Origin of the sequence: Nonomuraea sp. NPDC003709 (assembly GCF_040610775.1) — a bacterium.
Taxonomy (GTDB): Bacteria; Actinomycetota; Actinomycetes; order Streptosporangiales; family Streptosporangiaceae; genus Nonomuraea; species Nonomuraea angiospora_A.
Genome location: NZ_JBEXMW010000014.1, coordinates 285299 through 307598 on the forward strand (window position 1 = coordinate 285299; position 22300 = coordinate 307598).

The 22300-nt window shown below is 71.6% G+C and carries 21 protein-coding genes; 9 read left to right on the forward strand and 12 right to left on the reverse strand.

The genetic code is table 11. The annotated features are described in order from the left end of the window. Nucleotides 1-183 precede the first annotated feature (183 nt). Nucleotides 184-768 (reverse strand): TetR family transcriptional regulator, encoded by a 585-nt coding sequence (locus tag ABZX61_RS37165; RefSeq protein ID WP_355200883.1) that lies wholly within the window; start codon nt 766-768, stop codon nt 184-186. A 140-nt stretch (nt 769-908) separates the two neighbouring features. Between ABZX61_RS37165 and ABZX61_RS37170 the strand changes: the two genes are divergently transcribed. The 4 genes from ABZX61_RS37170 to ABZX61_RS37185 all read left to right on the forward strand — a co-directional run bounded on the left by ABZX61_RS37170 (nt 909) and on the right by ABZX61_RS37185 (nt 6392). Beyond that, a complete protein-coding gene (locus tag ABZX61_RS37170) occupies nt 909-1616 on the forward strand; it encodes a hypothetical protein (protein ID WP_355200885.1) in 708 nt (235 codons plus the stop codon). A gap of 222 nt (nt 1617-1838) precedes the next feature. Further along, nucleotides 1839-3281: an RICIN domain-containing protein gene (locus ABZX61_RS37175; RefSeq protein WP_350731921.1), complete on the forward strand. Its 1443-nt coding sequence runs from the start codon at nt 1839-1841 to the stop codon at nt 3279-3281. 120 nt (nt 3282-3401) lie between these two features. Next, nucleotides 3402-5474, forward strand: coding sequence for an alpha-galactosidase (locus tag ABZX61_RS37180; protein ID WP_355200886.1), 2073 nt, complete (start codon nt 3402-3404; stop codon nt 5472-5474). A 99-nt stretch (nt 5475-5573) separates the two neighbouring features. Beyond that, on the forward strand, nt 5574-6392 hold the full coding sequence (locus tag ABZX61_RS37185) for an ACT domain-containing protein (protein ID WP_355200887.1): 819 nt from the start codon (nt 5574-5576) through the stop codon (nt 6390-6392). Between the two features lie 77 nt (nt 6393-6469). Here the strand turns inward: ABZX61_RS37185 and ABZX61_RS37190 are convergent, their stop codons facing one another. The 9 genes from ABZX61_RS37190 to ABZX61_RS37230 all read right to left on the reverse strand — a co-directional run bounded on the left by ABZX61_RS37190 (nt 6470) and on the right by ABZX61_RS37230 (nt 16715). Next, nucleotides 6470-7795: an aminopeptidase P family protein gene (locus tag ABZX61_RS37190; RefSeq protein WP_355200888.1), complete on the reverse strand. Its 1326-nt coding sequence runs from the start codon at nt 7793-7795 to the stop codon at nt 6470-6472. Continuing rightward, complete coding sequence (locus ABZX61_RS37195) at nt 7788-9062, reverse strand: alpha/beta fold hydrolase (RefSeq protein WP_355200890.1); 1275 nt, start codon at nt 9060-9062, stop codon at nt 7788-7790. The genes ABZX61_RS37190 and ABZX61_RS37195 overlap by 8 nt, the downstream gene beginning before the upstream one ends. After that, nucleotides 9059-9871 (reverse strand): ATP-binding cassette domain-containing protein, encoded by an 813-nt coding sequence (locus ABZX61_RS37200; protein ID WP_355200892.1) that lies wholly within the window; start codon nt 9869-9871, stop codon nt 9059-9061. Before ABZX61_RS37200 ends, ABZX61_RS37195 begins: the two co-directional genes overlap by 4 nt. Beyond that, on the reverse strand, nt 9868-10680 hold the full coding sequence (locus ABZX61_RS37205; protein ID WP_355200893.1) for an ABC transporter ATP-binding protein: 813 nt from the start codon (nt 10678-10680) through the stop codon (nt 9868-9870). The genes ABZX61_RS37200 and ABZX61_RS37205 overlap by 4 nt, the downstream gene beginning before the upstream one ends. Next, nucleotides 10677-11675, reverse strand: a complete 999-nt coding sequence (locus ABZX61_RS37210; protein ID WP_355200894.1) for an ABC transporter permease — start codon at nt 11673-11675, stop codon at nt 10677-10679. Before ABZX61_RS37210 ends, ABZX61_RS37205 begins: the two co-directional genes overlap by 4 nt. Further along, the gene (locus ABZX61_RS37215; protein WP_355200895.1) at nt 11672-12586 is read right to left on the reverse strand and encodes an ABC transporter permease; all 915 of its coding nucleotides are present in this window, start codon (nt 12584-12586) and stop codon (nt 11672-11674) included. Before ABZX61_RS37215 ends, ABZX61_RS37210 begins: the two co-directional genes overlap by 4 nt. Then, a complete protein-coding gene (locus ABZX61_RS37220) occupies nt 12587-14290 on the reverse strand; it encodes an ABC transporter substrate-binding protein (protein ID WP_355200896.1) in 1704 nt (567 codons plus the stop codon). It abuts the gene before it with no gap. Next, the gene (locus ABZX61_RS37225; protein WP_355200897.1) at nt 14287-16200 is read right to left on the reverse strand and encodes a beta-L-arabinofuranosidase domain-containing protein; all 1914 of its coding nucleotides are present in this window, start codon (nt 16198-16200) and stop codon (nt 14287-14289) included. Before ABZX61_RS37225 ends, ABZX61_RS37220 begins: the two co-directional genes overlap by 4 nt. Before the next feature lie 137 nt (nt 16201-16337). Next, nucleotides 16338-16715, reverse strand: coding sequence for a DUF3592 domain-containing protein (locus ABZX61_RS37230; RefSeq protein ID WP_355200898.1), 378 nt, complete (start codon nt 16713-16715; stop codon nt 16338-16340). A gap of 172 nt (nt 16716-16887) precedes the next feature. On the opposite strand from ABZX61_RS37230, the gene ABZX61_RS37235 reads away from it, so the two are divergent. The 4 genes from ABZX61_RS37235 (at nt 16888) to ABZX61_RS37250 (ending at nt 20012) form a co-directional block, all read left to right on the forward strand. Beyond that, on the forward strand, nt 16888-17649 hold the full coding sequence (locus ABZX61_RS37235) for a hypothetical protein (RefSeq protein ID WP_355200900.1): 762 nt from the start codon (nt 16888-16890) through the stop codon (nt 17647-17649). 96 nt (nt 17650-17745) lie between these two features. Next, the gene (locus ABZX61_RS37240) at nt 17746-18264 is read left to right on the forward strand and encodes a hypothetical protein (RefSeq protein WP_355200901.1); all 519 of its coding nucleotides are present in this window, start codon (nt 17746-17748) and stop codon (nt 18262-18264) included. 41 nt (nt 18265-18305) lie between these two features. Further along, a complete protein-coding gene (locus ABZX61_RS37245) occupies nt 18306-19295 on the forward strand; it encodes an aldo/keto reductase (RefSeq protein ID WP_355200902.1) in 990 nt (329 codons plus the stop codon). Between the two features lie 69 nt (nt 19296-19364). After that, complete coding sequence (locus ABZX61_RS37250; protein ID WP_350731945.1) at nt 19365-20012, forward strand: DedA family protein; 648 nt, start codon at nt 19365-19367, stop codon at nt 20010-20012. On the opposite strand, the gene ABZX61_RS37255 is transcribed toward ABZX61_RS37250, so the two are convergent. Then, nucleotides 19956-20696, reverse strand: a complete 741-nt coding sequence (locus ABZX61_RS37255; RefSeq protein ID WP_355200904.1) for a GntR family transcriptional regulator — start codon at nt 20694-20696, stop codon at nt 19956-19958. The genes ABZX61_RS37250 and ABZX61_RS37255 overlap by 57 nt on opposite strands. Nucleotides 20697-20800: 104 nt before the next feature. Here ABZX61_RS37255 and ABZX61_RS37260 point away from each other — a divergent pair, with 104 nt between their 5' ends. Continuing rightward, nucleotides 20801-21574, forward strand: coding sequence for an inositol monophosphatase family protein (locus ABZX61_RS37260; RefSeq protein WP_355200905.1), 774 nt, complete (start codon nt 20801-20803; stop codon nt 21572-21574). A 5-nt stretch (nt 21575-21579) separates the two neighbouring features. Here the strand turns inward: ABZX61_RS37260 and ABZX61_RS37265 are convergent, their stop codons facing one another. Continuing rightward, nucleotides 21580-22284, reverse strand: a complete 705-nt coding sequence (locus tag ABZX61_RS37265) for an HAD family hydrolase (protein WP_355200907.1) — start codon at nt 22282-22284, stop codon at nt 21580-21582. Nucleotides 22285-22300: the final 16 nt, after the last annotated feature.

A 22300-nucleotide genomic window follows, 5' to 3' on the forward strand; every position in this document is an offset into this window, starting at 1 on the left:
ACCTCCTGCCGGTTGCGCGGGCCAGCCCTTGCGTTGGGCACTTGTTGCCATGATGGCGTCACTGAGAGCGACAGTGTTGGCTCTGAGTGTACATGTCTGTTCAGGGCTGAACGGAGATGCGGGAGACAGGACTAATCCCCCAGGACAACAATTCCGGTTACCAGATGTAAAAACATCACACCATCAGCGGACTTCCAGCCCGAGAAGGATGAGATCGCACAAAGCGGTGAAATCATCCTCGATGCCCGGCCGGCTCCATTCGGCGGCGTGCGCCGGGTTGTGGAAGCGTACCGCCGCGTCGAAGACGGCGCGGGCCGTGGCGGCGGGGTCGGGGGCGGCGAACTCGCCCCGCTCGAGCCCGGCGTCCACGATCTGCCGGATCTGGCCGACCAGGTCGGCGACGTGCCCCTCGACGACCTGGCTGGACTCGGTCACCAGCGCCACGTACGTGGCGAACAGCTCGGGGTCGTCGAGCGCCCGCTTGCGCTTGGAGCGGAACAACGCGCCCAGCCATTCGCGCAGCCGCACGCCGGCCGGAGCGTCGGAGGCCAGCACGGTGGCCAGCTCGGCGTGCGACTGGGCGAGCCAGCGCTGGGTCACGGCCTCGCGCAGGGCCGTCTTGCTGGGGAAGTGCCGGTAGACGCTGCCGTGGCTGACGCCGAGCGCCCGGGCGACGTCGACGACCGTGGCCTTGGCCGGACCGTAGCGGCGCAGGACGTCCTGGGCCGCGGCGAGGATCTGGTCCGGTGTCAGGATGCCATCTGTCACCTTTCCAATTCTGTCAGTCGCGCGGGTATACACGACCCACGGGTGCGGCCAGCCACATTTGCAGAAATTTGTGCATTCATCCGGTCGGAGCACACTACGCTGCTACCGCTGGCAGGTACGAGGGGAAAGCAAACAACATCGTGTGGATCGCAGTCGTGGCGCTGGCCGCCATTGTCGTGGGGGCGATGGTCTGGTGGTTCCGCCGTGACCCGGCCGGCCGTGCCGCCGGTGCCGCCTCCACCACGGTCGAGGCGGACATGGACCTCGGGATCCCGGCGGAGGTCGAGCCCGCGTTCATGGAGGGCCTGCGGGCCTACCCGCTGCGGGTGAGTGGCCGGCGGGGGGTGCTCACGACGTACGAGCCGCCCCGGCTGATCTCGCTGCACCTGCTCGCCGACGCCTTCGCGGCCAGGGGGGACGCCGCGCTGCACGATCCGCAGGGCACGGTCGTGGCCCTGATCGCGCACCTCGGGGCGGTGGAGCGGCCGGGCGTGCTGCACCTGCGCGAGGACTGGCTGGACGGCGAGGTGGACGGCATGGACCGGGCCGCCTTCGCCGAGGCGGTGCGCGAGGCCGTGTCCGGCGAGTGCCCCTGGTCGGCCGAGCCCGCCATTGGAGCGTTGCAGGTCACCGTGCGTGAGACCAACACGATGATGCTCGATCTGGCCAGGGTGCTCGAGCTGTACCGGGAGGCCAGGGAGAAGCAGCCCGAGGCCGCGGCCGGGGAGCTGCTGCGCGAGGTCGCGCCGCGCCTGATCGCCGCCGGCGGGCCGGGGCTCACCTGGACGAAGCCGCCCACGCAGGCGCACCTGCGGGTCGTGCTCGGCAGCACGCCCGAGCCCGCCTGACGTCCTGCTCCACGGCGGATATCCGCAGGTCAGTACGGGTCCGCACGGCGTGGAATCCCGGCTGTGCTGAAAGTTTCAGCTCTGATTGACAGCGGGAAAGCGCTTACCTATGTTGTGGCGTGTTCGGTCACACGTATGGCAGCCACATATGTGAACGGATTCTCGCTGGGGGGACACGTCGCAGGCCGTGAGCGGCCTGCCGGGCCAGCAAGGAGCTGAATCGTGCGACAGAGAATCAACGGCAGAACAGCGGCGGTCATCGCGGGCGTCATCGGCCTGACGGGCACGGCAGTCGTCGCGGTGGCCGCCGCGACGACCACTGCGGCCGCCGCGGCCCCCGCGCCGGGGGCGTACACGGTGGTGAACAACGGCAGCGGCCTGTGCCTCACCGTGCCGGGATCCAGCACCTCAGACGGGGTCCAGCTCACCCAGAGCGGCTGCGGCAGCGCCGCTCAGACCTGGAACCTGGCCGCCGGCGGCAGCGGCTACACCCTCAAGGCCGCCCACAGCGGCAAGTGCGCGGGCGTGCAGGACGCCAGCACCTCCGCGGGCAAGGCCGTGCAGCAGGAGAGCTGCTCCGGCGCCTCGTCGCAGACGTGGACGCTGCCCGAGTCGGGCGCCACCGTCAGGATCGTCAACGCCAACGGCGGCAAGTGCCTCAACACCAAGGACAACGCGACCTCCTCCGGCGCCCTGGTGCAGCAGAACTCCTGCGACTCCGTGGCCACCAAGCAGTGGCGGCTCGTCCCCGCCGGCGGCAACCCGACCAACCCGCCCACCGATCCACCACCGACCACGCCGCCGGGCAACGCGAACGGGCTGGTCGGCTGGGCCACGCAGGGCGGCGGCACGACGGGCGGCGGCAACGCCTCGCCGGTCACCGTCAGCAGCGCCTCGGCCCTGACCAGCGCGCTGTCGGCGAGCGGCGCCTCGGTGATCCGGGTGTCGGGCACGATCTCCTGCTCGGGCATGCTGAAGGTGGCCTCCAACAAGACCGTGCTCGGCAACTCGGGCGCGACGATCGCGGGCTGCGGGTTCAACATCTCCCAGGCCTCGAACGTGATCGTCCGCAACCTCACCTTCCGCGACTGGGGCGACGACGCGATCAACGTCCAGTACTCGACCCGGGTCTGGCTCGACCACAACTCGTTGAGCCACGGCTACGACGGCGCCATCGACATCAAGCGGGCCAGCGACTACGTCACCGTCTCGTGGAACAAGTTCTCCAACCACGACAAGACCATGCTGCTCGGCCACAGCGACGACAACGGCGGCGAGGACCGCGGTCACCTGCGCGTGACGTACCACCACAACTGGTTCGACGGCACCAACCAGCGCCACCCGCGCGTGCGGTTCGGCAACCCGGTGCACGTCTACAACAACTACTACGGCAGCGTCGGCAGCTACGGCGTGGCCTCCACGGAGGGCGCGGGCGTGCTCGTCGAGGGCAACTACTTCGAGAACACCCAGGACCCGTTCCACCTGGGCGAGGGTGACTCCGGCCCCGGCACGCTGGTCGCGCGCAACAACCACTTCGTCAACTCCGGCAGCGGCCAGAGTGGCGGCAGTGTCGGCTCGATCCCCTACTCCTACTCGCTCGACACCGCCTCCAACGTCAAGTCCGTCGTCACCGCGGGCGCCGGCGCCGGGCGGATCTCCGTCTGACGCTCACCCCCTCGCGGCCCCTCCGGCTCCCGCCCCCCGGAGGGGCCGCCCCATGATCGAGGCAAGTGTGCTGTTCATGTAGGTTCGCGTCGTAACACCGAGCTGAACGAGGAGCCTGACTTGTCACCCCTCATCCTCTCCGCCGCGGGGGCCGCCCTGGTGCTGGACGCCTCGGGCCCCGGCCTGCCGCGCGTGCGCCACTTCGGCGCCGACCTCGGGTCCGCGACCGGCGCCGACCTGACGCCCGCGCTGGCCTCCCTCACCGCCGCGCCGCCGCTGCTGCCCGCCCAGGGAGACAGCTGGTACGGCAGGCCGGGCCTGTCGGGCGGCCGGGACGGCGAACACTGGCCGGTGCGCTGGACGCTGGACCGGCTCGACGCGGACGCGACGCCCGGTCGGGGCGGCACGGTCACCGTCGCGGCCTCCGACGCCCGCGCGGGCCTGGAGCTGGTCAGCGAGCTGGCCATGGACGCCGGCGGCCTGGTGACGATGCGGCACACGCTGACGAACACCGCCGCCGCCCCGTACCGGCTGGAGGGGCTGGTCTGCGCGCTGCCGGTGCCGGCGCGCGCCGGCGAGCTGCTGGACTTCACCGGGCGGTGGGCGCTGGAGAAGGTGCCGCAGCGCACGGCGTTCGGGTACGGCGTGTGGTCGCGGGAGAACCGGCGCGGCCGGACCGGGCACGACGGCACGGGGCTGCTGGTGGCGGGGACCGCGGGGTTCGGGTTCCGGGGCGGCGAGGTGTGGGGGGTGCACGCGGGCTGGAGCGGCAACCACATCCACCATGCCGAGCGGCTGGCCGAGGGCCCGGCGCTGGTGGCGGCGGGCGAGCTGCTGGAGCCCGGCGAGATCGTGCTGGCCGAGGGGGAGAGCTACCGCACGCCGCTGGTGTACTTCACCTGGTCGGGCGGCGGGCTGGACGCGGCGAGCACGCGGCTGCACGACCACCTGCGCGCCGCCCGCCCGCTGGGGGTCCGCCCGGTCACGCTGAACAACTGGGAGGCCACCTACTTCGACCACGGCCTCGACCGGCTGCTGGAGCTGGCCGACAAGGCCGCGGCGGCGGGAATCGAGCGGTTCGTGCTCGACGACGGCTGGTTCCGCCACCGCCGCGACGACCGGGCCGGGCTCGGTGACTGGTACGTCGACGAGGGCGTCTGGCCGGACGGCCTGAACCCCCTCGCCGAGCACGTGCGCAAGCTCGGCATGCAGTTCGGGCTGTGGTTCGAGCCGGAGATGGTCAACCCGGACTCCGACCTGCTGCGCGCGCACCCCGACTGGATCCTCGGGCAGGCCGAGCGCGTGCCGCCGCCGCAGCGCAACCAGCAGGTGCTCGACCTGGCCAGGCCCGAGGCGTACGACTACCTGCTGGAGCGGCTGGACAGCCTGGTGAGCGAGTACGCGCTCGACTACATCAAGTGGGACCACAACCGCGACATCGCCGAGCCGGTGCACGACGGGGTGCCCGGGGTGCACGCGCAGACGCTGGCGGCGTACCGGCTGCTGGACGAGCTGCGGGCCCGCCATCCGGAGCTGGAGATCGAGTCGTGCTCGTCGGGCGGCGCCCGCGTCGACTTCGGCGTCCTGGCCCGTACCGACCGGGTGTGGACGTCCGACTGCAACGACGCGCTCGACCGGCAGGCGATCCAGCGCTGGACCGGGCTGCTCGTGCCGCCGGAGCGGATGGGCAGCCACGTCGGCGCGCCGCAGGACCACAGCACGGGCCGGTCGCTGCCGCTGGCCTTCCGGGCCGCGACCGCGCTGTTCGGGCACATGGGCGTGGAGTGGGATCTGACCTCGGCGAGCCAGGCGGAGCTGGAGGAGCTGGCCGAGTGGATCGCCCTGCACAAGCGGCTGCGGCCGACGCTGCACGCCGGTCGGGTGGTGCGGGCCGACCACCCGGACCCGTCGGCGCTGCTGCACGGGGCGGTGCTGCCGGAGCGCGGGGTGTTCGCGTTCGTCCAGCTCACCTCCAGGGTCGCGATCGGGCCCGCGCCGCTGCGGCTGCCCGGGCTCGACCCGGCGGCGACGTACGAGGTGCGGGTCGCGGGCCCCAGGCCCCGCGCGGCCGGGCTGCCGGAGTGGACCTCGGGTCCGGTGCGGCTGAGCGGCGCGGTCCTGGGCGAGCTGGGGCTGCCCGCTCCCGTGCTGCGGGCCGAGTCGGCGCTGGTCTTCGAGGTCGAGCGGGTGTAAGGGGCCTGTCATGAACGGCCCATGCGGTTAGGGCGGTTTAATGCCGCCGCAACCGCGCCGTTCGTGATCAGGAAACACGCCCCGCAGAAACTGGGGTGCATGAGCGATGCACCGAAGGTTATGAACGGTAATCGGCGCTCCTGGCGGCGAGAGATCGTCGAGCTGGCCGCGCTGTTCCTCGCGGTCGGCCTGGCGCACCTGCTCGCGACCCTGCTCGGCCACCGCGAACCGGGTCCGGTGGTGATGGTCGGGCTGGGGGCGGCGTTGATCGTGGGGGCGGCGGTCCACAAGCGGATGGGCCACCGCCCCGTACGCAAGGTCCCCGCGCTGCCCGTGGGGGAGGGCGCGGGGGCGGCCATGGTGCTGTGGCGCATCCGCATGCGGGTGGTGGAGCGGCCGGGGCGGCTCGCCGCGGTGGCGGGGGCGTTCGGGCGGCTGGGCTGCAACATCCTGGCGCTGCACATCGCGCCGACCGGGAGCAGCGCGATCACGCCCGCGGGGTGTGACGCGCTGGACGAGTTCGTCATCGAGGCGCCGCCGGGGCTGGCGCTGGAGGCGCTTTCCGGGGCGCTGACGGAGGCGGGCGGGCATGACGTCGTGATCGTGCCCGCGCAGGTCAAGGACCTCACCGATCCCGGTGTCCAGGCTCTGGTGCTGGCTCAGCGGGTGAGCGCGGACCCGGACCGGCTGCCCGAGGCGATGGCGGAGCTGCTGCGGGTGCCGGAGGTGGAGTGGCGGCGGCCGGGGGACACGGTGGACGAGGGGGCTGAGCTCAACACCACGATGGTGATCTCGGTCAACCCGGACCGGGCGCTGCTGATCCGGCGTCCCGAGCTGCCGTTCACACCGACGGAGGCGGCCCGTGCTGCGGCCCTCACCGCCACCGCCCGCCAGGCCCGCTACAGCAGCTCACCCTGACCCGGCGGCCCGTCCCCGAGGTGGGGGCGGGTTCTTCCGGCGTCGTGTGGGGGTGGTGCCGGAAGAACCCGCGGGGGTCAGACCGTGGACTCCTTGGCCCAGCGTTCCAGGCCGGAGGCGTCGATGGGCAGCGCGTCCGACAGGATGTCCACGCCGGACGGCGTCACCAGCAGGTCGTCCTCGATCCGCACCCCCACCCCGCGCAGCTCCGGCGGGACCGTGAGGTCGTGGGCGTGGAAGTACAGGCCGGGCTCGACGGTGAGCACCATGCCCGGCGCCATGGCGGCCCCGTGGTAGGCCTCCGGGCGGGACTGGGCGCAGTCGTGCACGTCCAGGCCCAGGTGGTGGCCGATGCCGCAGATCAGGTAGCGGCGGTGGTGCTGGCCGGCGTCCGACAGGGCCTCGTCCACCGAGACCGGCAGCAGCCCCCAGTCGTCCAGCCCGCGCGCGATGACCTCCATCGCCGCGTGGTGGAAGTCGGTGAAGCGCCGGCCGGGGCCGACCGCGGCCAGGCCCGCCCGGTGCGCCTTCTCCACCAGGTCGTGCACCTGCCGCTGGGCGGGGGAGAAGGCGCCGGAGGCGGGGAAGGTGCGGGTGACGTCGGCGGTGTAGTGGCTGCGGACCTCCACGCCCATGTCGAGCAGCAGCAGCTGGTCCGGCAGGACGGGTCCGTCGCAGCGCACCCAGTGCAGGGTGGGGGCGTGTGGGCCGCTGCCGACGATGGTGGCGTAGCCGGGGCCGTTGCCGTACGCCCTGGCGTAGCGGTCGAACGTGCCCTGCAGCCACCGTTCGCCCGCTCCCTCGATCGCCGCCGGGACCTCGGCCAGCACGGCCGCGAAGCCCTCGACCGTGCGGTCCACGGATTCGCGCAGCTGGCCGATCTCCCACTCGTCCTTGATCATGCGCAGCTCGGCCAGCACCCGGGGGAGCTCCTCCACCGGTTCGGACGTGTCCGTGAACTCCGACAGCGGCCGCACCGCGACCCCGAGCGCCGCCGACCACTCGGCGAGGGACGGGGACGGGCCCACCCACAGCTCCCCGTACGCCGCGTCGGCGAAGAAGCCGATGTCGCCGGGGCGGGCGGGCGGCGGCAGGTAGAGGGTGGCGGCGCCGTCCGCGATCACGGCGACGGCGTTCTCCACGGCGCAGCCGGTGAGCCAGTAGAAGTCGCTGTCGACGCGGAAGTCGTAGGCGGTGTCGTTGCTGCGTACCGGAGCCCGGCCCGCCTTCACCACCACGGTCCTGCCGGGCAGCGCGGCGGCCAGGCGCTCGCGGTGCGCGGCGGCCGCCTCGGCCGCCCCGGGCACGAGGTCGGGGGTACGGGCGGGGGCGTCCCAGCCCTGGGCGATGAACTCGCGGAACGCGGGGACCTCTGTCAGCTTGGGGGGTTTGCCGTCACTCACTGGTGATTCCTCCTCCTATGTCGCGCACCAGTCCGGTCAGGCGGGCGAAGACGCGCTCCTCGCCGATGCCGTCGTGCTCGTACTCGTTGGTGACCCAGGCCTGCGTGTTGCCCACCCTGGAGGCGGTGTCCAACTGCAGCCCCGAGTCGACGTACATGTCGTCGAAGTAGACGGCCGCCGCCACCGGCACGTCGTTGGCCGCCAGGCGGTCCAGGTCGTACAGCGCCGGCCACTCGGCCCGCTCGGCGAGCAGGTCGACGGCGGCGCGGAAGGGGCGCAGCGCGCGGATCTCCGCGAACATCCACGGGTAGATCATCTCGCCGGTGAACAGCAGCGGCCGGGCGTCCTCGGCGAAGGCGGGGTGGTTGGCGCGCTCGCGCTGCGCCGCCCAGGCGGTCGCGCCGGGACCGGAGCCGTAGATGCTCTCCTGCAGCGCGGCGAACAGCGGGTTGTCGGCGTAGGACGAGCGGGCCAGCACCTGGTGCAGGAACGTCTCCGGCAGTTCTGTGGATTCGTCGAGCAGCCAGTGCATGCGCTCGTACCCCGGCTTCATGCCGAAGTCGATCCCCAGCGACTGCAGCCGCCGCACGGTGAGCGTGTCGCCGTCGGGCAGCAGCACGTCGCCGTAGGCCAGCCGGTCGGCCAGCCGGGCCACCGTCTCGGCGTGGTGCGGGTAGCGGCGGTAGAACTCGGCGTTCTTGGCCGCGACCCGGGGATAGGTGCGCCGGTAGACCTCCGACGCGTCGGGGTCCACGGAGGGCAGCCCGCCCGCCACGTAGCAGGCGCTCAGCCCCTCGGGCGCCTGCGACAGGTACGTCAGCGTCAGGAAGCCGCCGTAGCTCTGCCCGAGCGTCGACCAGCGCCGTCCGCCGAAGACGGTCTTGCGCAGGTGCTCGGCGTCGGCCACGATCGAGTCCGCGCGGAAGCGGGCCAGGTAGTCGGCGCCCTCCTGCGGGTCGAGCGCGCTCATCACCCGCCCGTCGATCCGCGAGCTGCGGCCCGTGCCCCGCTGGTCGAGCAGGATCACCCGGTACTTCTCCAGCGCCTGGCCGAGCCAGCCCGACGTGCCGACGGGACGCGGCCCCTTGCCGCCCGGCCCGCCCTGCAGATAGAGCAGGCACGGCAGGTCGTGGCCGTCGCGGGTGGGGTCCACGAGCTCCCTGGCGAAGACCCTGATCGTGGCCTCCGGGTCCGACCAGTCGAGCGGCACCTCCACGACGTGGTCGCGTACCCGCATCCCCGGGATCGTGTAGGTCGCGGTGATCACAGCTTCTCCCTCCTGCGGCGATCCCACTCCGGGTTGATGCGCGGGATGGCCGCCAGCAGCGTACGCGTGTAATCATGCCGGGGCTCGCCGAAGACCTGCTCGGCGTCCCCCAGTTCGACGATCTGCCCCTTGCTCATCACCGCGACCCGCTGCGCGATCTGCCGGACGACGGCCAGGTCGTGGGCGATGAACACGTAGCTGAAGCCGCTCTCGCGCTGCAGCCGCCGCAGCAGCTCGATCACCTGCGCCTGCACCGACACGTCCAGCGCCGAGACGGCCTCGTCGCAGATCACGAGCTTGGGGTTGACGGCCAGCGCGCGGGCGATGCCGATGCGCTGCGCCTGCCCGCCGGAGAACTGCGCGGGGTAGCGGAGCGAGTGGTCGGGGTTCAGGCCGACCCGCTCCATCAGCTCCTTGGCGTGCGCCCGCCGCCCGCCGTCGGGCGCGATGCCCTGGTAGTCCAGCGGCGCCATCAGGATCCGCTCCACCGTGTGGCGGGGGTTGAGCGAGGAGAACGGGTCCTGGAAGACGACCTGGACGTTGGCGCGGAAGCGGGCCAGCGCGGCCCCCTTGGCGTGGGTGACGTCCTCGCCGTCGAACTCCAGCGTGCCCTCGCTCGGGTACATCAGCTTGGCGATCATGCGGGCGGTCGTCGACTTGCCGCTGCCGGACTCGCCGACCACGGCCAGCGTCTCGCCGAGCCGTACCTCGAAGCTGACCTGGTCGACCGCCGTGAACTCGGCCTTGGCGCCCAGTGGGCCGCGCGAGACGAACCGCTTGGTCAGGTCCTTGGCCCGCAGCAGCGTCATGCCTTCACCTCGCCGTCTACTGGATCGTCGATGCGCGGGATGCTCTCCAGCAGCATCCGGGTGTACTCGTGGCGCGGCTCGGCGAAGACCTGCTCGGCGGTGCCGTACTCGACCTGCTCGCCCTGCCGCATCACCAGCACGCGGGTCGCGATCGAGCTGATCACGGCCAGGTCGTGCGTGATGAACACCATGCCCATGCCGCGCTCCTGCCGCAGGCCGGCCAGCAGCTTCAGGATCTGCGCCTGCACGGTCACGTCCAGGGCCGTGGTCGGCTCGTCGGCGATCAGCAGCGCCGGCGAGCACACCAGGGCCATCGCGATCATGACGCGCTGCCGCTGCCCGCCGGAGAACTGGTGCGGGTAGTAGTCCACCCGCCGCTCCGGTTCCGGCAGGTCCACCTGCCGCAGCGCCTCGATCGCGACCTTCCGCGCCGCCGCGCGCGAGCCGCCGCGGTGGGCGCGGTACATCTCCTCGATCTGCAGGCCGACCGTGTAGTACGGGTTCAGGGACGACAGCGGATCCTGGAAGATCATCGACATCTGGTCGCCGCGCAGGCGACGCAGGTCCCGGTCCGGGCGGCCGAGCAGCTCCGTGCCGTCCAGCCGGATGCTCCCGCTGGTCCTGGCGCCCTTGGGCAGCAGCCCCATGACCGCCAGGCTGGTCATGGACTTGCCGGACCCGGACTCGCCGACGATGCCGACGGTCTCGTCCCGTCCGACGGTGAAGGACACGCCCTTGACCACGTCCACCGGGCCGCGCGTGGTGGGGAAGGTGACGGTGAGGTCCTCCACGACAAGCAGGTCGCTCATTTCGCCGTGATCCTCACTCTCGGGTCCAGCCTCGTGTAGACGAGGTCGATCACCAGGTTGCCGACCACCACGAAGAACGCCGCCAGCAGCGTCACCGCCATGATCACCGGCTGGTCGTTCTTGTAGATCGAGTCGGCGGCCATCTTGCCGACCCCGTTCAGCCCGAACACCGTCTCGGTGATCAGCGCGCCGCCCAGCAGCGCGGCGAAGTCCATGCCGAAGATCGTGGCGATGGGCGTCAGCGCCGGGCGCAGGGCGTGCCTGCGCAGCGTCAGGGCCGGGCTCAGGCCCTTGGACCGGGCCGTGCGCATGAAGTTCTCGGCGAGGGTGTCGATCACGTTCGCCCGGGTGAGCCGGCTGTAGAGGCAGGCGTAGCCGGTGGCCAGCACGATCCACGGCATCAGGTACGACTGGAACCACACCACCGGGTCGTCGGCGAAGGCCACGGCCCGCGGGAACGGCAGCACCTGCAGTTGCACCACCAGCACGTACTGCAGCGCCAGCGCCAGCACGTAGTTGGGGATGCTGGAGCCGCCCAGCGCCAGCCCCATCGCCGTGCGGTCCCACCAGGTGCCCTCCTTGACCGCGCTGAGCAGGCCCGCCGCGATCCCGATGAGCAGCCACAGCACCGCGGCCCCGATCGCGACGGTGGCGCTGACCGGCAGCCGCTCGACCACCATGTCCCACACGGACTGGCCGGTCTGGAAGCTGTAGCCCAGGCACGGGGCGCCGCAGTGCACCAGGTTCGCGCCCTGGCCGTAGTCGCGCCCGGCGAAGATGCCAAAGAGGAAGCCGAAGAACTGCGTCAGCAACGGCTCGTCCAGGCCCAGCACGGCGTGGATCTGGTCGATGCGCTCCTGCGTGCACGTCTTCCCGCAGATCATCACCGCCGGGTCGGGCTGGAGCGTGAAGAAGATGATGAACGTGAACAGGCAGACCAGGAAGAGGATCAGCAGCACCCAGGCGAGCCGCCCGGCGATGTAACGCGCCATCATGAGGCCTCCCCGGCGTCGAAAGCGGCCCGCAGCCGGTCCCCGAGCACCGTCAGCGACAGCACGGTGAGGAACAGGAACCCGCCGGGGATCGCGAAGTACATGGGATCTACGGAGTACCAGGCGACCGAGCTCGAGATCATCTGCCCCCACGACGGCGTCGGCGGCGTGACGCCGACACCCAGGAACGACAGCCCCGCCTCGGTGCCGACGTAGCCGGGCACGGCGAGGGTGGTCATCACGATCAGCGAGCTGCGCAGGTTCGGCAGGATCTCCTTGAACACCAGCGCGCCCGTGGAGGCGCCCGACGCCCGGGCGGCCTCCACGAACTCCCTGTTCACCAGCGTCATCGTTTGCCCGCGCACCACCCGCGCCAGGTACGGCCAGCCGAAGAAGCTGATCACCAGGACCAGCAGCACCGGCCGGTTCCCCTGTGGCAGCGACGACAGGATCGCGATCATGAAGATGAGCGCCGGGAAGGCCATGAGGAAGTCCATGACCCGGCAGATCACCTGGTCCACCCAGCCCTGGTAGAACCCGGCCAGCATGCCCAGCACCACGCCCAGCAGGGTCGTCAGCGCCGTGGCGGAGGCCGCGATCAGCAGCGAGACGCGCGCGCCGTAGGCGATGCGGGCCAGGATGTCGCGGCCGTTCTGCGGCTCGACGCCGAGCAGGTGCTCGGCGCTGATGCCGCCGAGCGACCCGCGCGGCACCCCGCCCAGGTCGGTGTTGACGGCGGCGGTGTCGAAGTCGTTCGGGCCGTGGCCGGTGATCGCGCTGATCAGCGGCGCGCCGATCGCCATCAGGACGATGAGCGCGAGGAACGCGGTGCTCAGCACCGCGCCCTTGTCATGCAGCAGCGCGCTCGTGACCCGTGCCCTCGACGTGCTCGGGGAGTAAGCGACGACGGCCATTTACTTCGTCGGCTTCGCCAGGCCGACGGAGATCAGGTCGATGCCGCCGGAGAAGGAGTTGGACTGGTAGGCGCCCGCGATGTTCGAGCCGACGAGGAGGATGAGCTTCTCGTAGGCCAGCGGGACGATCGGCGCCTCCTTCATGATCTGCTTGTCCAGCTCGCCGTAGGCCGCGTTGGCCGCCTGCACGTCCGTCATCGCGGCGATCTCGTCGATCCGCTGGTTGATGCCCTTGTCGTTGATCTGCGCGAGGTTGGCGTTGCCCTTGTCGGTGATGTTGCGGCCGTCGAACAGCGGGGGCAGGAACGTCGCGCCGGAGGCCCAGTCGGGGCACCAGCCGGTGACGGCGGCGTCGTGCTGCTGCGCCGGCGTGCCGATGACCTCGTAGTACGTCGAGGTGTCGATGTTGTTGATCTTGACGTCGATCTTCACCTGCTTGAGCGCGTCCTGGATCGCCACCGCCACCGCGGCCATCTTCGGGTCCGGCCGGGTGTCGAGCGTCAGCGTGAACCCGTTCGCCTGGCCGGCCTCGGCCAGCAGCTTCTTGGCCTCCTCGGGGTTGTACGGGTACGGGTCGTAGTCGACCCGGCCCGCGACCGTGGGCGGCTGGATCGAGGTGCCCTTGGCGGCCAGGGCGCCGCCGCCCATGCCCGCGACCACGGTGTCCTTGTTGATCGCCAGGTTGATCGCCTGGCGCACGCGCACGTCGTTCAGGGGCTTCTTGGTGGTGTTCAGGCCCATGTACGTGGTGCAGCCGTTGAGTCCGGCCAGCGTGCGCTGCTTGATCTGGGGCGCCTGCACCCGCGCCACGGTCGCCGCCTGGATCGACGGGCCGATGGCGTCGGTGTCGGTGCCCTGCTCGGCCAGCATGCGCTCGTCGATGGTGGCCGCGTCGAGGCCGAACGTCCACTCGAACGCGTCCGGCTTGGCCGCCCGGACGGTGTCGGTCTCACGCTTCCACTGCGGGTTGCGCTCCAGCTTCAGCGACGCGCCGCGCTGGTAGCTCGCCACCTTGTACGGCCCGCTCGCGATCGGCTTGGTGTCGAAGGCCGCGCCCGCCCCCGTGCCCTTGGGGAAGGGGGTGAAGTTGGCCAGCGCGAGCGCGCTCGGGAAGTCGGCGTAGGGCTTCTTGAGGTGGAAGACGACCGTCTTGTCGTCGGGCGTCTCGATCGTCTTCAGGTCGCCGTCCAGGTACGGGCCCTTGTAGTCCTTGGGCGCGTCCAGCAGCAGCTTCCCGTACGGGGAGCCGATCCCGGCCTCCGGGTCGAACGTGCGCGAGAAGCCGAACTTCACGGACTCGCTGTTGATCGGCGAGCCGTCCTCGAAGAACAGGTTGTCCTTGAGCTTGAACGTCCACGTCTTGCCGCCGTCCGACGGTGTGCCGGTGTCGGTGGCCAGGTCGGGCACGATCTTCGTGCCCTCGGCGCCCGGACCCGCGCCGAACATCGTCAGCCCTCGGTAGATGAGCCGGTAGAAGTTGTTCACTCCACCGTCGAAGCCCCGCGTCGGGTCCAGATGGGAGAAATCCGCCTTGTTCAGGATGTGCACGGTGCCGCCCGTCGCGGCCGGCGCGCCCGGCCCGCCCGAGGCGCCCGTGCCCGTGCCCGCGCCGGGGGCCGCCGCGCCGCCGCCCCCGCCACAGGCGCTGAGCGCCAGCACGGTGGTCATGGTGACGCTCGCGAGCGCCGCCGATCTCCTCATCATGATGCCTTCTTTCCGTTGGTCCAGGGGGTCCTGACCCAGACCCGCATGGCTTGGGGGCCGCGGTTGCCCCACAGGAAGTAGGGGACGAAGGTCGCCGCGACCCTCGTCTCCGGGAGCGCCTCGTGCAGAGGGAGCTCGGGGTAGAGCTCGGCGGTGGGCGGGGGAGCCGCGTCCGCCTCCACGCGCAGCACGACGGCCGCGTCGCGGCGCTCGGTGTGCGCGTTAACAACGTCGTGGGCGCCGACGAGCAGGTCGTCGACGGGGGCCTGCGGGCTGTCGTGCTGCTCGACGCAGTACACGAGCGGCCCCCGGGCCAGGCTGACCGCGCCCCGGGTGGCGTCCAGGTAGGGGTGCGAGCCGTGCGCCCGGACCGGCATGGGCAGGGTGAGGCGCACCTCGTCGCCCGGCGACCACGCGCGGTGCAGGGTGGCCCAGCCGCCGGACTCCGGCGCGTCGCAGGGCTCGCCGTTGACGGTGATGGTCACGTTCCGGGCCCAGCCGGGGACGCGCAGCACCAGCCCGTACGGCCCGGCCGGGGCCCGCCCGACGGTGATGCGCACGTCGCCGTCCCACGGGTAGGCCGTCTCCATCGCCAGCTCCAGCTCGGCCGTCCGGATCGTGGCCTGCGTGTAGGCGGTGATCAGCACGGCGCCGTCCCGCTCGGCCGCCACGTAGTCGGCGAGCTGGGCCATCCACCGCACGATGTTGGGCGGGCAGCACGGGCAGGTGAACCAGGCGCGGCGCAGCGCCTCGCCGCCCGCCTCCGCGCCGCTGCGCTGCGCGTGGTCGGGGCGGCGCTGCAGCGGGTTGTCGTAGAAGAACGCCGTGCCGTCGGCCGACAGGCCCACGGCGTAGGCGTTGTAGAGCACGCGCTCGAACACGTCGAGGTACTTGGCGTCGCCGCCGGCCAGGAACATCCGCCACGCCCACTGCATGACGCCGATGGCCGCGCAGGTCTCGCTGTAGGCGCGCTCGGACGGCAGCTCGTACCGGTCGCCGATCGCCTCGTCGGAGTGGCGGCTGCCCAGGCCGCCGGTGACGTACAGCTTGGTCGCCACCATGTCGTCCCAGAGCCGCTCCAGCGCCTCGAACAGCGACCGGTCGCCGGTCTCCAGGAAGACGTCGGCCGCGCCCGCCGCCAGGTAGGCCATGCGCACCGCGTGGCCGGTCACCGACGGGAGCTCGCGGAAGGGCACGTGGTCCTGGAAGTACTCGCCGGGGAAGATGCGGTGCTCCATCTGCCCGGTGCCGCGGCGGTCGACGAACGCCGCCGCCAGCGTCAGGTAGCGGCGCTCGCCCGTCTCCCTGTACAGCTCGACCAGCGCCATCTCCACCTCGGGGTGGCCGCAGACGCCCGTCTCGTTGAATCGCTCCACCGCCAGGTCGGCGAAGCGCGTGGCCACGCGCAGCAGCCGGTCGTCGCCCATCCGCCGGTTCGCGGCGACGGCCGCCTGGATGAGGTGGCCCAGGTTGTACAGCTCGTGTCCCCAGGCCAGGTCCTCCCACGGCTTCTTTTCCGAAGAGGGGGACTGGAAGAAGGAGTTGAGGTAGCCGTCGCCGGCCTGGACCCGCTCCAGCAGGCCGACCACCTCGTCGAAGAACTCCCCGGCCGAAGGGTCTCCGTCGCCGAGCTCGTACGCCAGACCTTCGAGGGTCTTGTACAGGTCGGTGTCGAGGAACGGGTACCGGCCCCGGTAGGGGGCGGGGTCGTCCTCCAGGAGGCGGCTCAGGTTGGCGACGTTGCCCGCCGCGCGGAGCTGCTCGATGGTGTGGGGGATTGTGGCCCTGCGGTTGCGGCGCTGCCAGTCATGCAGCAGCCCGCCGGTGATACGTGCTCCGGACAGCGGCCGCACTGCTCCTGCGATGGTGCTTACGGCGCCGGCCAGGGGCCTGACCTGCTTGGACGTCATGAACCTTCCCAGTAATGTGTGGCATTGCACTGAACCTTAGGTGTCTGGGAGGTAAGTTGCCAAGGGTTAGGACCGGATGGAAAAAAGAACGTAACCCGTCCGGAAACCACCGGACGGGTCGGTCTGGCGCTCGGCTCCTATGCGCCGTACGGGGCGGGGCGCCAGGACGCCCAGTCGATGCGCACCCGATCACGCCGCTGCGGGTCCACCTTGACCGGCACCACCGCGCCGGGCACGACCATGCCCATGGGCAGGCGCGGCGGCGACTGCCGGTGCGTGACCCGGTGCACCTGCCCGTCCTGCGTCCGCACGCCCAGGACGAAGCTGACGAGCGGCTGCCCGTTGATCGTCACGCCGGTGTCGGCCATCGACTCGATCACCGCCTGCGCGGCGATGCCGGTGGACAGGAGCTGCCGGCCCGTCCAGGAGGCGATCAGGAACGGCAGCCCGACGCACGCCAGGACCAGGATCGCCACCCCTGTGATCACCATCGACATCCACAGTCCCGTGCCCATCGCTCTCCCCGCCCTCTCCTCGCCCGCCGCAGGCGTCTCCCGAGTTGTACGCGGGACGGATTGCACGCCACTTGATCGCCGATTACACGGGGGCGATTGAGTAGCCCGTACTCAGGCGTTCATCGCGCCGCCGGGGCTGTACTGGGTGCCCAGCGGAAAACCGGAGGCGACCATGCACGCGCACCACGACCAGGGCCATGACCGGGCCCATGACCGGGCCAATGACCGGGCCCAGCCCGAGACGTTCGACGTCCACGGAATGCTGCTCTTCGGCGACGACCCGCTCTATTTCTCGCACCTGCCGATGTTCCACGTCCCGGCGCACCGCTTCCAGGTGCTCATGGAGGTCGGCTTCCGCGACGACGTGCGCGAGGCGGTGCGCAAGATCGACGACCTGCGCACGTTCGTGCCGGACCCGTTCGACATCCTGGAGCTCGACCCCGACGGCGGGCCGGTGCGGACCTCGGTGCGGGGCACCGTCTTCCGCGGGCACTTCGAGCGCGGCGGCACCCCGATCGCCGAGGACGTCACGGCGCGCATCAAGCGCGTCTTCTTCTTCCGGCGGCTCGACCCGGCGGCGCGTCACGACGACCAGGCGCCGCTGAGCTACCTGTGCTTCGGCCGGGCGGGCGGGCTGCACCTCGCGCACGAGATCACCGCCCGCCCCGACTTCGACCAGGTCCTCGCCGTCCGCCTCGTCCCGGGGACCGTGCGCCACGAGCCCGGCGTCACCGGAGAGCCGCCCGCGGACTTCGAGCGTCCGGTGCCGGTGACGTTCGGCCGGGTGGACACGCCCCGGCGGCGGCTCGTGGTGGGCGACACGGCGGAGGGGGACTTCGACCTGGGCGTCTCCCGTACCGGGGAGCACGGTTTCCACGTCCAGGTGGAGGTGGTCGACGAGATCTACATGGAGACGGGGGACCTCAGCATGTGACGCGCCCGTCGAACCGCTGCGGCCACTCCCGCGTGAACGTGCTGTACGTGGAGCGCGGCTCCTTCGGCCGGCCCGCCCGGCAGTAGATTGTGCCGGGTGAGACGCGTGTCCGTGGTGGGGAACTCCGGGTCGGGGAAGTCGACGCTGGCGGCCGCGCTGGCCGGGCGGCTGGGGGTGCCGTGGCTGGAGCTCGACTCCGTCTTCCACCTGGCGGGGTGGACGCCGCGCCCGCCGGAGGAGTTCCGGGCCGAGGTCGACGCGTTCACGGCGGCGGACGGGTGGGTGGTCGACGGCAACTACTCCGCCGTACGCGACCTGGTGTGGTCGCGGGCCGACACCGTGGTCTGGATCGACCTGCCCAGGCCGACGGTCATGCGCCAGCTCCTGGTCAGGACGCTGCGCCGGATGGCCACCGGCGCCGAGCTGTGGAACGGCAACAGGGAATCCTTCCGCTTCCTCCTCGACAAGGACGAGTCGATCATCCGGTGGGCCTGGACGAAGCACGCCGTCTACCGGGAGCGCTACCGGCGGGCCGCCGCCGATCCCGCCAACGCGCACCTCGACTTCGTCCGCGTGGCCTCCCGGGCCGATGCCGAGCGGCTCGGGGCTGGCTGACAAAAATTGAAATCTGTCAGTCCAATAGGCATACTGGCCGTATGAGAACTCTGGGAACCGGCGGACCTGTCGTGTCCGACCTCGGGCTGGGCTGCATGGGAATGTCCGACTTCTACGGACCGGCCGACACGTCCGAGTCCATCGCCACCATCCACGCCGCTCTCGACGCCGGCATCACGCTGCTCGACACCGGCGACTTCTACGGCATGGGCCACAACGAGCTGCTCATCCGCCAGGCGCTCGACGGCCGCTCGCGCGACGACGTGCGGATCAGCGTGAAGTTCGGGGCGCAGCGCGACTACGACGGCAACTGGCTCGGCTACGACGGCCGGCCCGCGGCCGTCAAGAGCTCGCTCGCCTATACCCTGCGCCGCCTCGGCACCGACCACGTGGACGTCTACCGGATCGCGCGGGTCGACCCGGCCGTGCCGATCGAGGAGACCGTCGGCGCCATCGCCGAGGAGGTCGCCAAGGGGCGCGTGCGGCACGTCGGGCTGTCGGAGGCCGGGGCCGAGACCATCCGGCGGGCCCACGCCGTCCACCCGATCGCCGACGTGCAGCTCGAATACTCGCTGCTGTCCAGGGGCATCGAGCGGGACATCCTGCCGGCCTGCCGCGAGCTGGGCGTCGGCGTGACCGCGTACGGGGTGCTGTCCAGGGGGCTGCTCAGCGGCCACTGGTCCAAGGACCGCGAGGTGGTCGCCGGCGACTTCCGCGCGGCCAGCCCGCGCTTCTCCGGCGACAACCTGGCGCACAACCTCACGCTGGTGGAGGCGCTGCGGAACCTCGCCGAGGCCAAGGGGGCCACGGTCGCGCAGCTGGCCATCGCCTGGGTGCTGGCCCAGGGCCAGGAGATCGTCCCGCTGGTCGGGGCGCGGCGGCGCGAGCGGCTGGCCGAGGCCCTGGGCGCCCTGGACGTGAGCCTGACCGCCGAGGACCTGGCGGCCGTCGAGGCGGCCGTCCCCGAGGGCGCCGCCGCCGGCTCGCGGTACGCCGAGGCGCAGATGTCCATGCTGGACAGCGAACGCTGACCGTCCGGTGCGGAAGGAAGGTCTCGATCGCGGGTCTTGTGGTGATGTGACGGCGCTAGGGTTGCGCGCGTGCATATCGACGAATGGTTGCAGGCGATCCCGGCCGGTTGGCTTTACGCCATGGTCGCGCTGGTGATCGGGTTCGAGAGCCTCGGCATCCCGCTGCCCGGCGAGATCGTCCTGGTCAGCGCCTCGATCCTGGCCTCCAAGGGCGTGGTGCACCCCTTCTGGGTCGGTGCGTGCGCGAGCGCCGGGGCCATCCTGGGGGATTCCGCGGGCTACGCGATCGGGCGCAGGGGCGGCGCGCCCCTGTTCGAGCGGCTCGGGCGGCGCTTCCCGAAGCACTTCGGGCCCCGGCACATCGCCAAGGCCGAAGGGTATTTCCAGCGGTTCGGGGTGTGGGCGGTCTTCGTCGGGCGCTTCATCGCGCTGCTGCGCATCCTGGCCGGGCCGCTGGCGGGGGCGCTGCGGATGCCGTACTGGAAGTTCGCCGTCGCCAACGTGCTCGGCGGGATCGTGTGGGCGGGCGGCACCACCACGGTGATCTTCTATCTCGGGCTCGTCGCCGAGAAGTGGCTGAAGGGCTTTTCGTGGGTGGGGCTCGTGGTGGCCGTGGTGTTCGGGATCTGCACCACGCTGTACCTGAAACGGCGGGCCGCCTCAGCGCTCGATGAGAGTGACCTCGAGGGAGTAGTGCGAGGCCCGGTAGACGTGTGAGCCGTGCTCGACGGCCCGGCCCTGGTCGTCGTACGTGGTGCGGATCATGGTCAGCAGCGGCGCGCCGCGGCGCTCGTCCAGGAGCCTGGCCTCGGCCTGGGTGGCGGCCCGCGCGCCGATCCGCTGGTTGGCGACCCGCATCCGCACGCCCGCGGCGCGCAGCAGCTCGTACAGGCCGCGGCTCTCCAGGTCGGCGGCGGTGAGCCGGGCCAGGCCGAGCGGCAGCCAGTTGTGCAGCACCGCCAGGGGCTCCCCGGCCGCGAACCTCAGGCGCTCGAGATAGAGGATCTCCGCGCCGGCCTCCACGCCCAGGATCTGGGCGACCTCCTCCTCGACCGGGCGCGGCTCCAGCGCCAGCACCTGCGTGGCCGGCTCCTGGCCCGCCCTGCGCAGGTCGTCGTAGAGGCTCGTCAGCTCCACCGAGCGCTTGACCTGCCCGTGGACGACCTGGGTGCCGACGCCGCGCTTGCGCACCAGCAGGCCCTTGTCCACGAGATACTGGATGGCCTGGCGGATCGTGGGCCGCGACAGGCCCAGCTTGTCGGCCAGCAGGATCTCGTTGTCCAGCCGGGAGCCGGGCGCCAGGTCCCCTCGCCGGATGGCCTCGGCGATCTGCTCGGCCACCTGGAAGTAGAGCGGCACGGGACTGGATCGGTCCAGGTCGATGGCGAGATTAGCGGTCATGCTGATCAGCTTAACGCAGGTCAGAATGTCCTGACAAACAACCGGGCCGGCCGAAGTGGGCATAGAGGGTCATGATGCCCTTTTCCCCTGCTTCGGGAGTGAAGATGGACGTGACGTACCTGCTGGACATCGCCACCGAGGCGGCCAGAGCCGTCGGGCCCCGGCTGCGCAAGGCCTTCAGATCCCGGCCCGAGGTGTCCACCAAACGCGACTTCCACGACCCGGTGACGGAGCACGACCGCGCCGCCGAGGAGACGATCCGCGCGGTCATCGCCGCCCGCGTGCCCGAGAGCGTGATCGTCGGCGAGGAGGGCGGCACGACCGGCTCCGGCGACCTCGTCTGGTACATCGACCCCATCGACGGCACCGCCAACTTCGCCGCCGGGCTGCCGTTCTTCTGCGTGTCGATCGCGGTGGCCGCGCGCGGCGAGCTGGTCGCCGGCGTGGTGTACGACCCCGTACGCGAGGACGAGTTCGGCGCCTCCACCGAGGGGGCCTGGTGCAACGGCACGCCGTTGAGGAGCGCCGGAGCCACGAGAGACCGGGAGGCGATGCTGCTGTCGAGCTATCCGACGCCCGCGGACCTGGAGGCGGACGGAGAGGAGGCGCTGCGCCGCTACGGCCGGTTCCTGGAGTCCTTCGCGGCCGTGCGCAAGCCGGGCAGCGCCGCGCTCAAGCTCGCGCACGTCGCCGCCGGCTGGTCGGACGCCGCCTACGGCACCCGCGCCCACCCCTGGGACGTGGCCGCGGGGGCGCTGCTGGTGCGCCAGGCGGGCGGCGTCTACCTCGGTGACCCGCTGGCGCAGGGGTCCTACCTGGCGCATGTGGGCGGCTTCGACCTGGACGGCTCGGTGCTGGCCGAGGTGGCGCCCCGGTGACGCCGCTAGCGAAGCAGCCGCGGGAGCTCGGTCAGTGAGGTGATGCGCGGGAAGCCGGCGGGTGGCGGCTCGACCCCGAGCCGGTCGAGCCAGACCGAGCGCATCCCGGTCGCCGCCGGCCCCGTCACGTCCTTGTCGACGTCGTCGCCCACCAGCAGCACCTGCTCCGGCGCCAGCCCCAGTGCCGCGGCGGCGCCGGTGTAGGAGGCGGGTGACGGCTTGAAGTGGCCGCCCAGCACCTCACCCGTCAGCACCGGCCCGATCAGGTCGGCCAGCCCGATCGCGCGGACCTTCGCCTCCTGCATCTGCTGCGCCCCGTTCGTCAGCACCCCGAGCGCGAACCCGCCCAGCTCCGCCACCGCCCCCGCCGCGTCCGGGTAGGCGCTCCAGCCCTGCCGGTAGCGATCGCCGAAGTCGGCGTAGGCCGCGTCGAGGTCGCCGGGCACCGGCACGGCCAGCTCCCGGCAGAGCGAGGTCAGGCGGCGGTGCCGCTGCTCCTGATGGGTGCACTCGCCCGCGTGCCACATCGCCAGGTACCGCACCTCCAGGACCTCCCAGAGCGCGGCCGCCTCGTCCAGGCGCGGGTGGCCGGGGAAGCGCGCCGTCATCCATGCCGTGATCGCGGCGTCGGCGGCGCTGCGGTGGTCGAGCAGGGTGCCGTCCAGGTCGAACAGGACACCTTTCACGCCCGGCATGGGTCTGGCGGTCACGGCGTGGCTCCGGCTC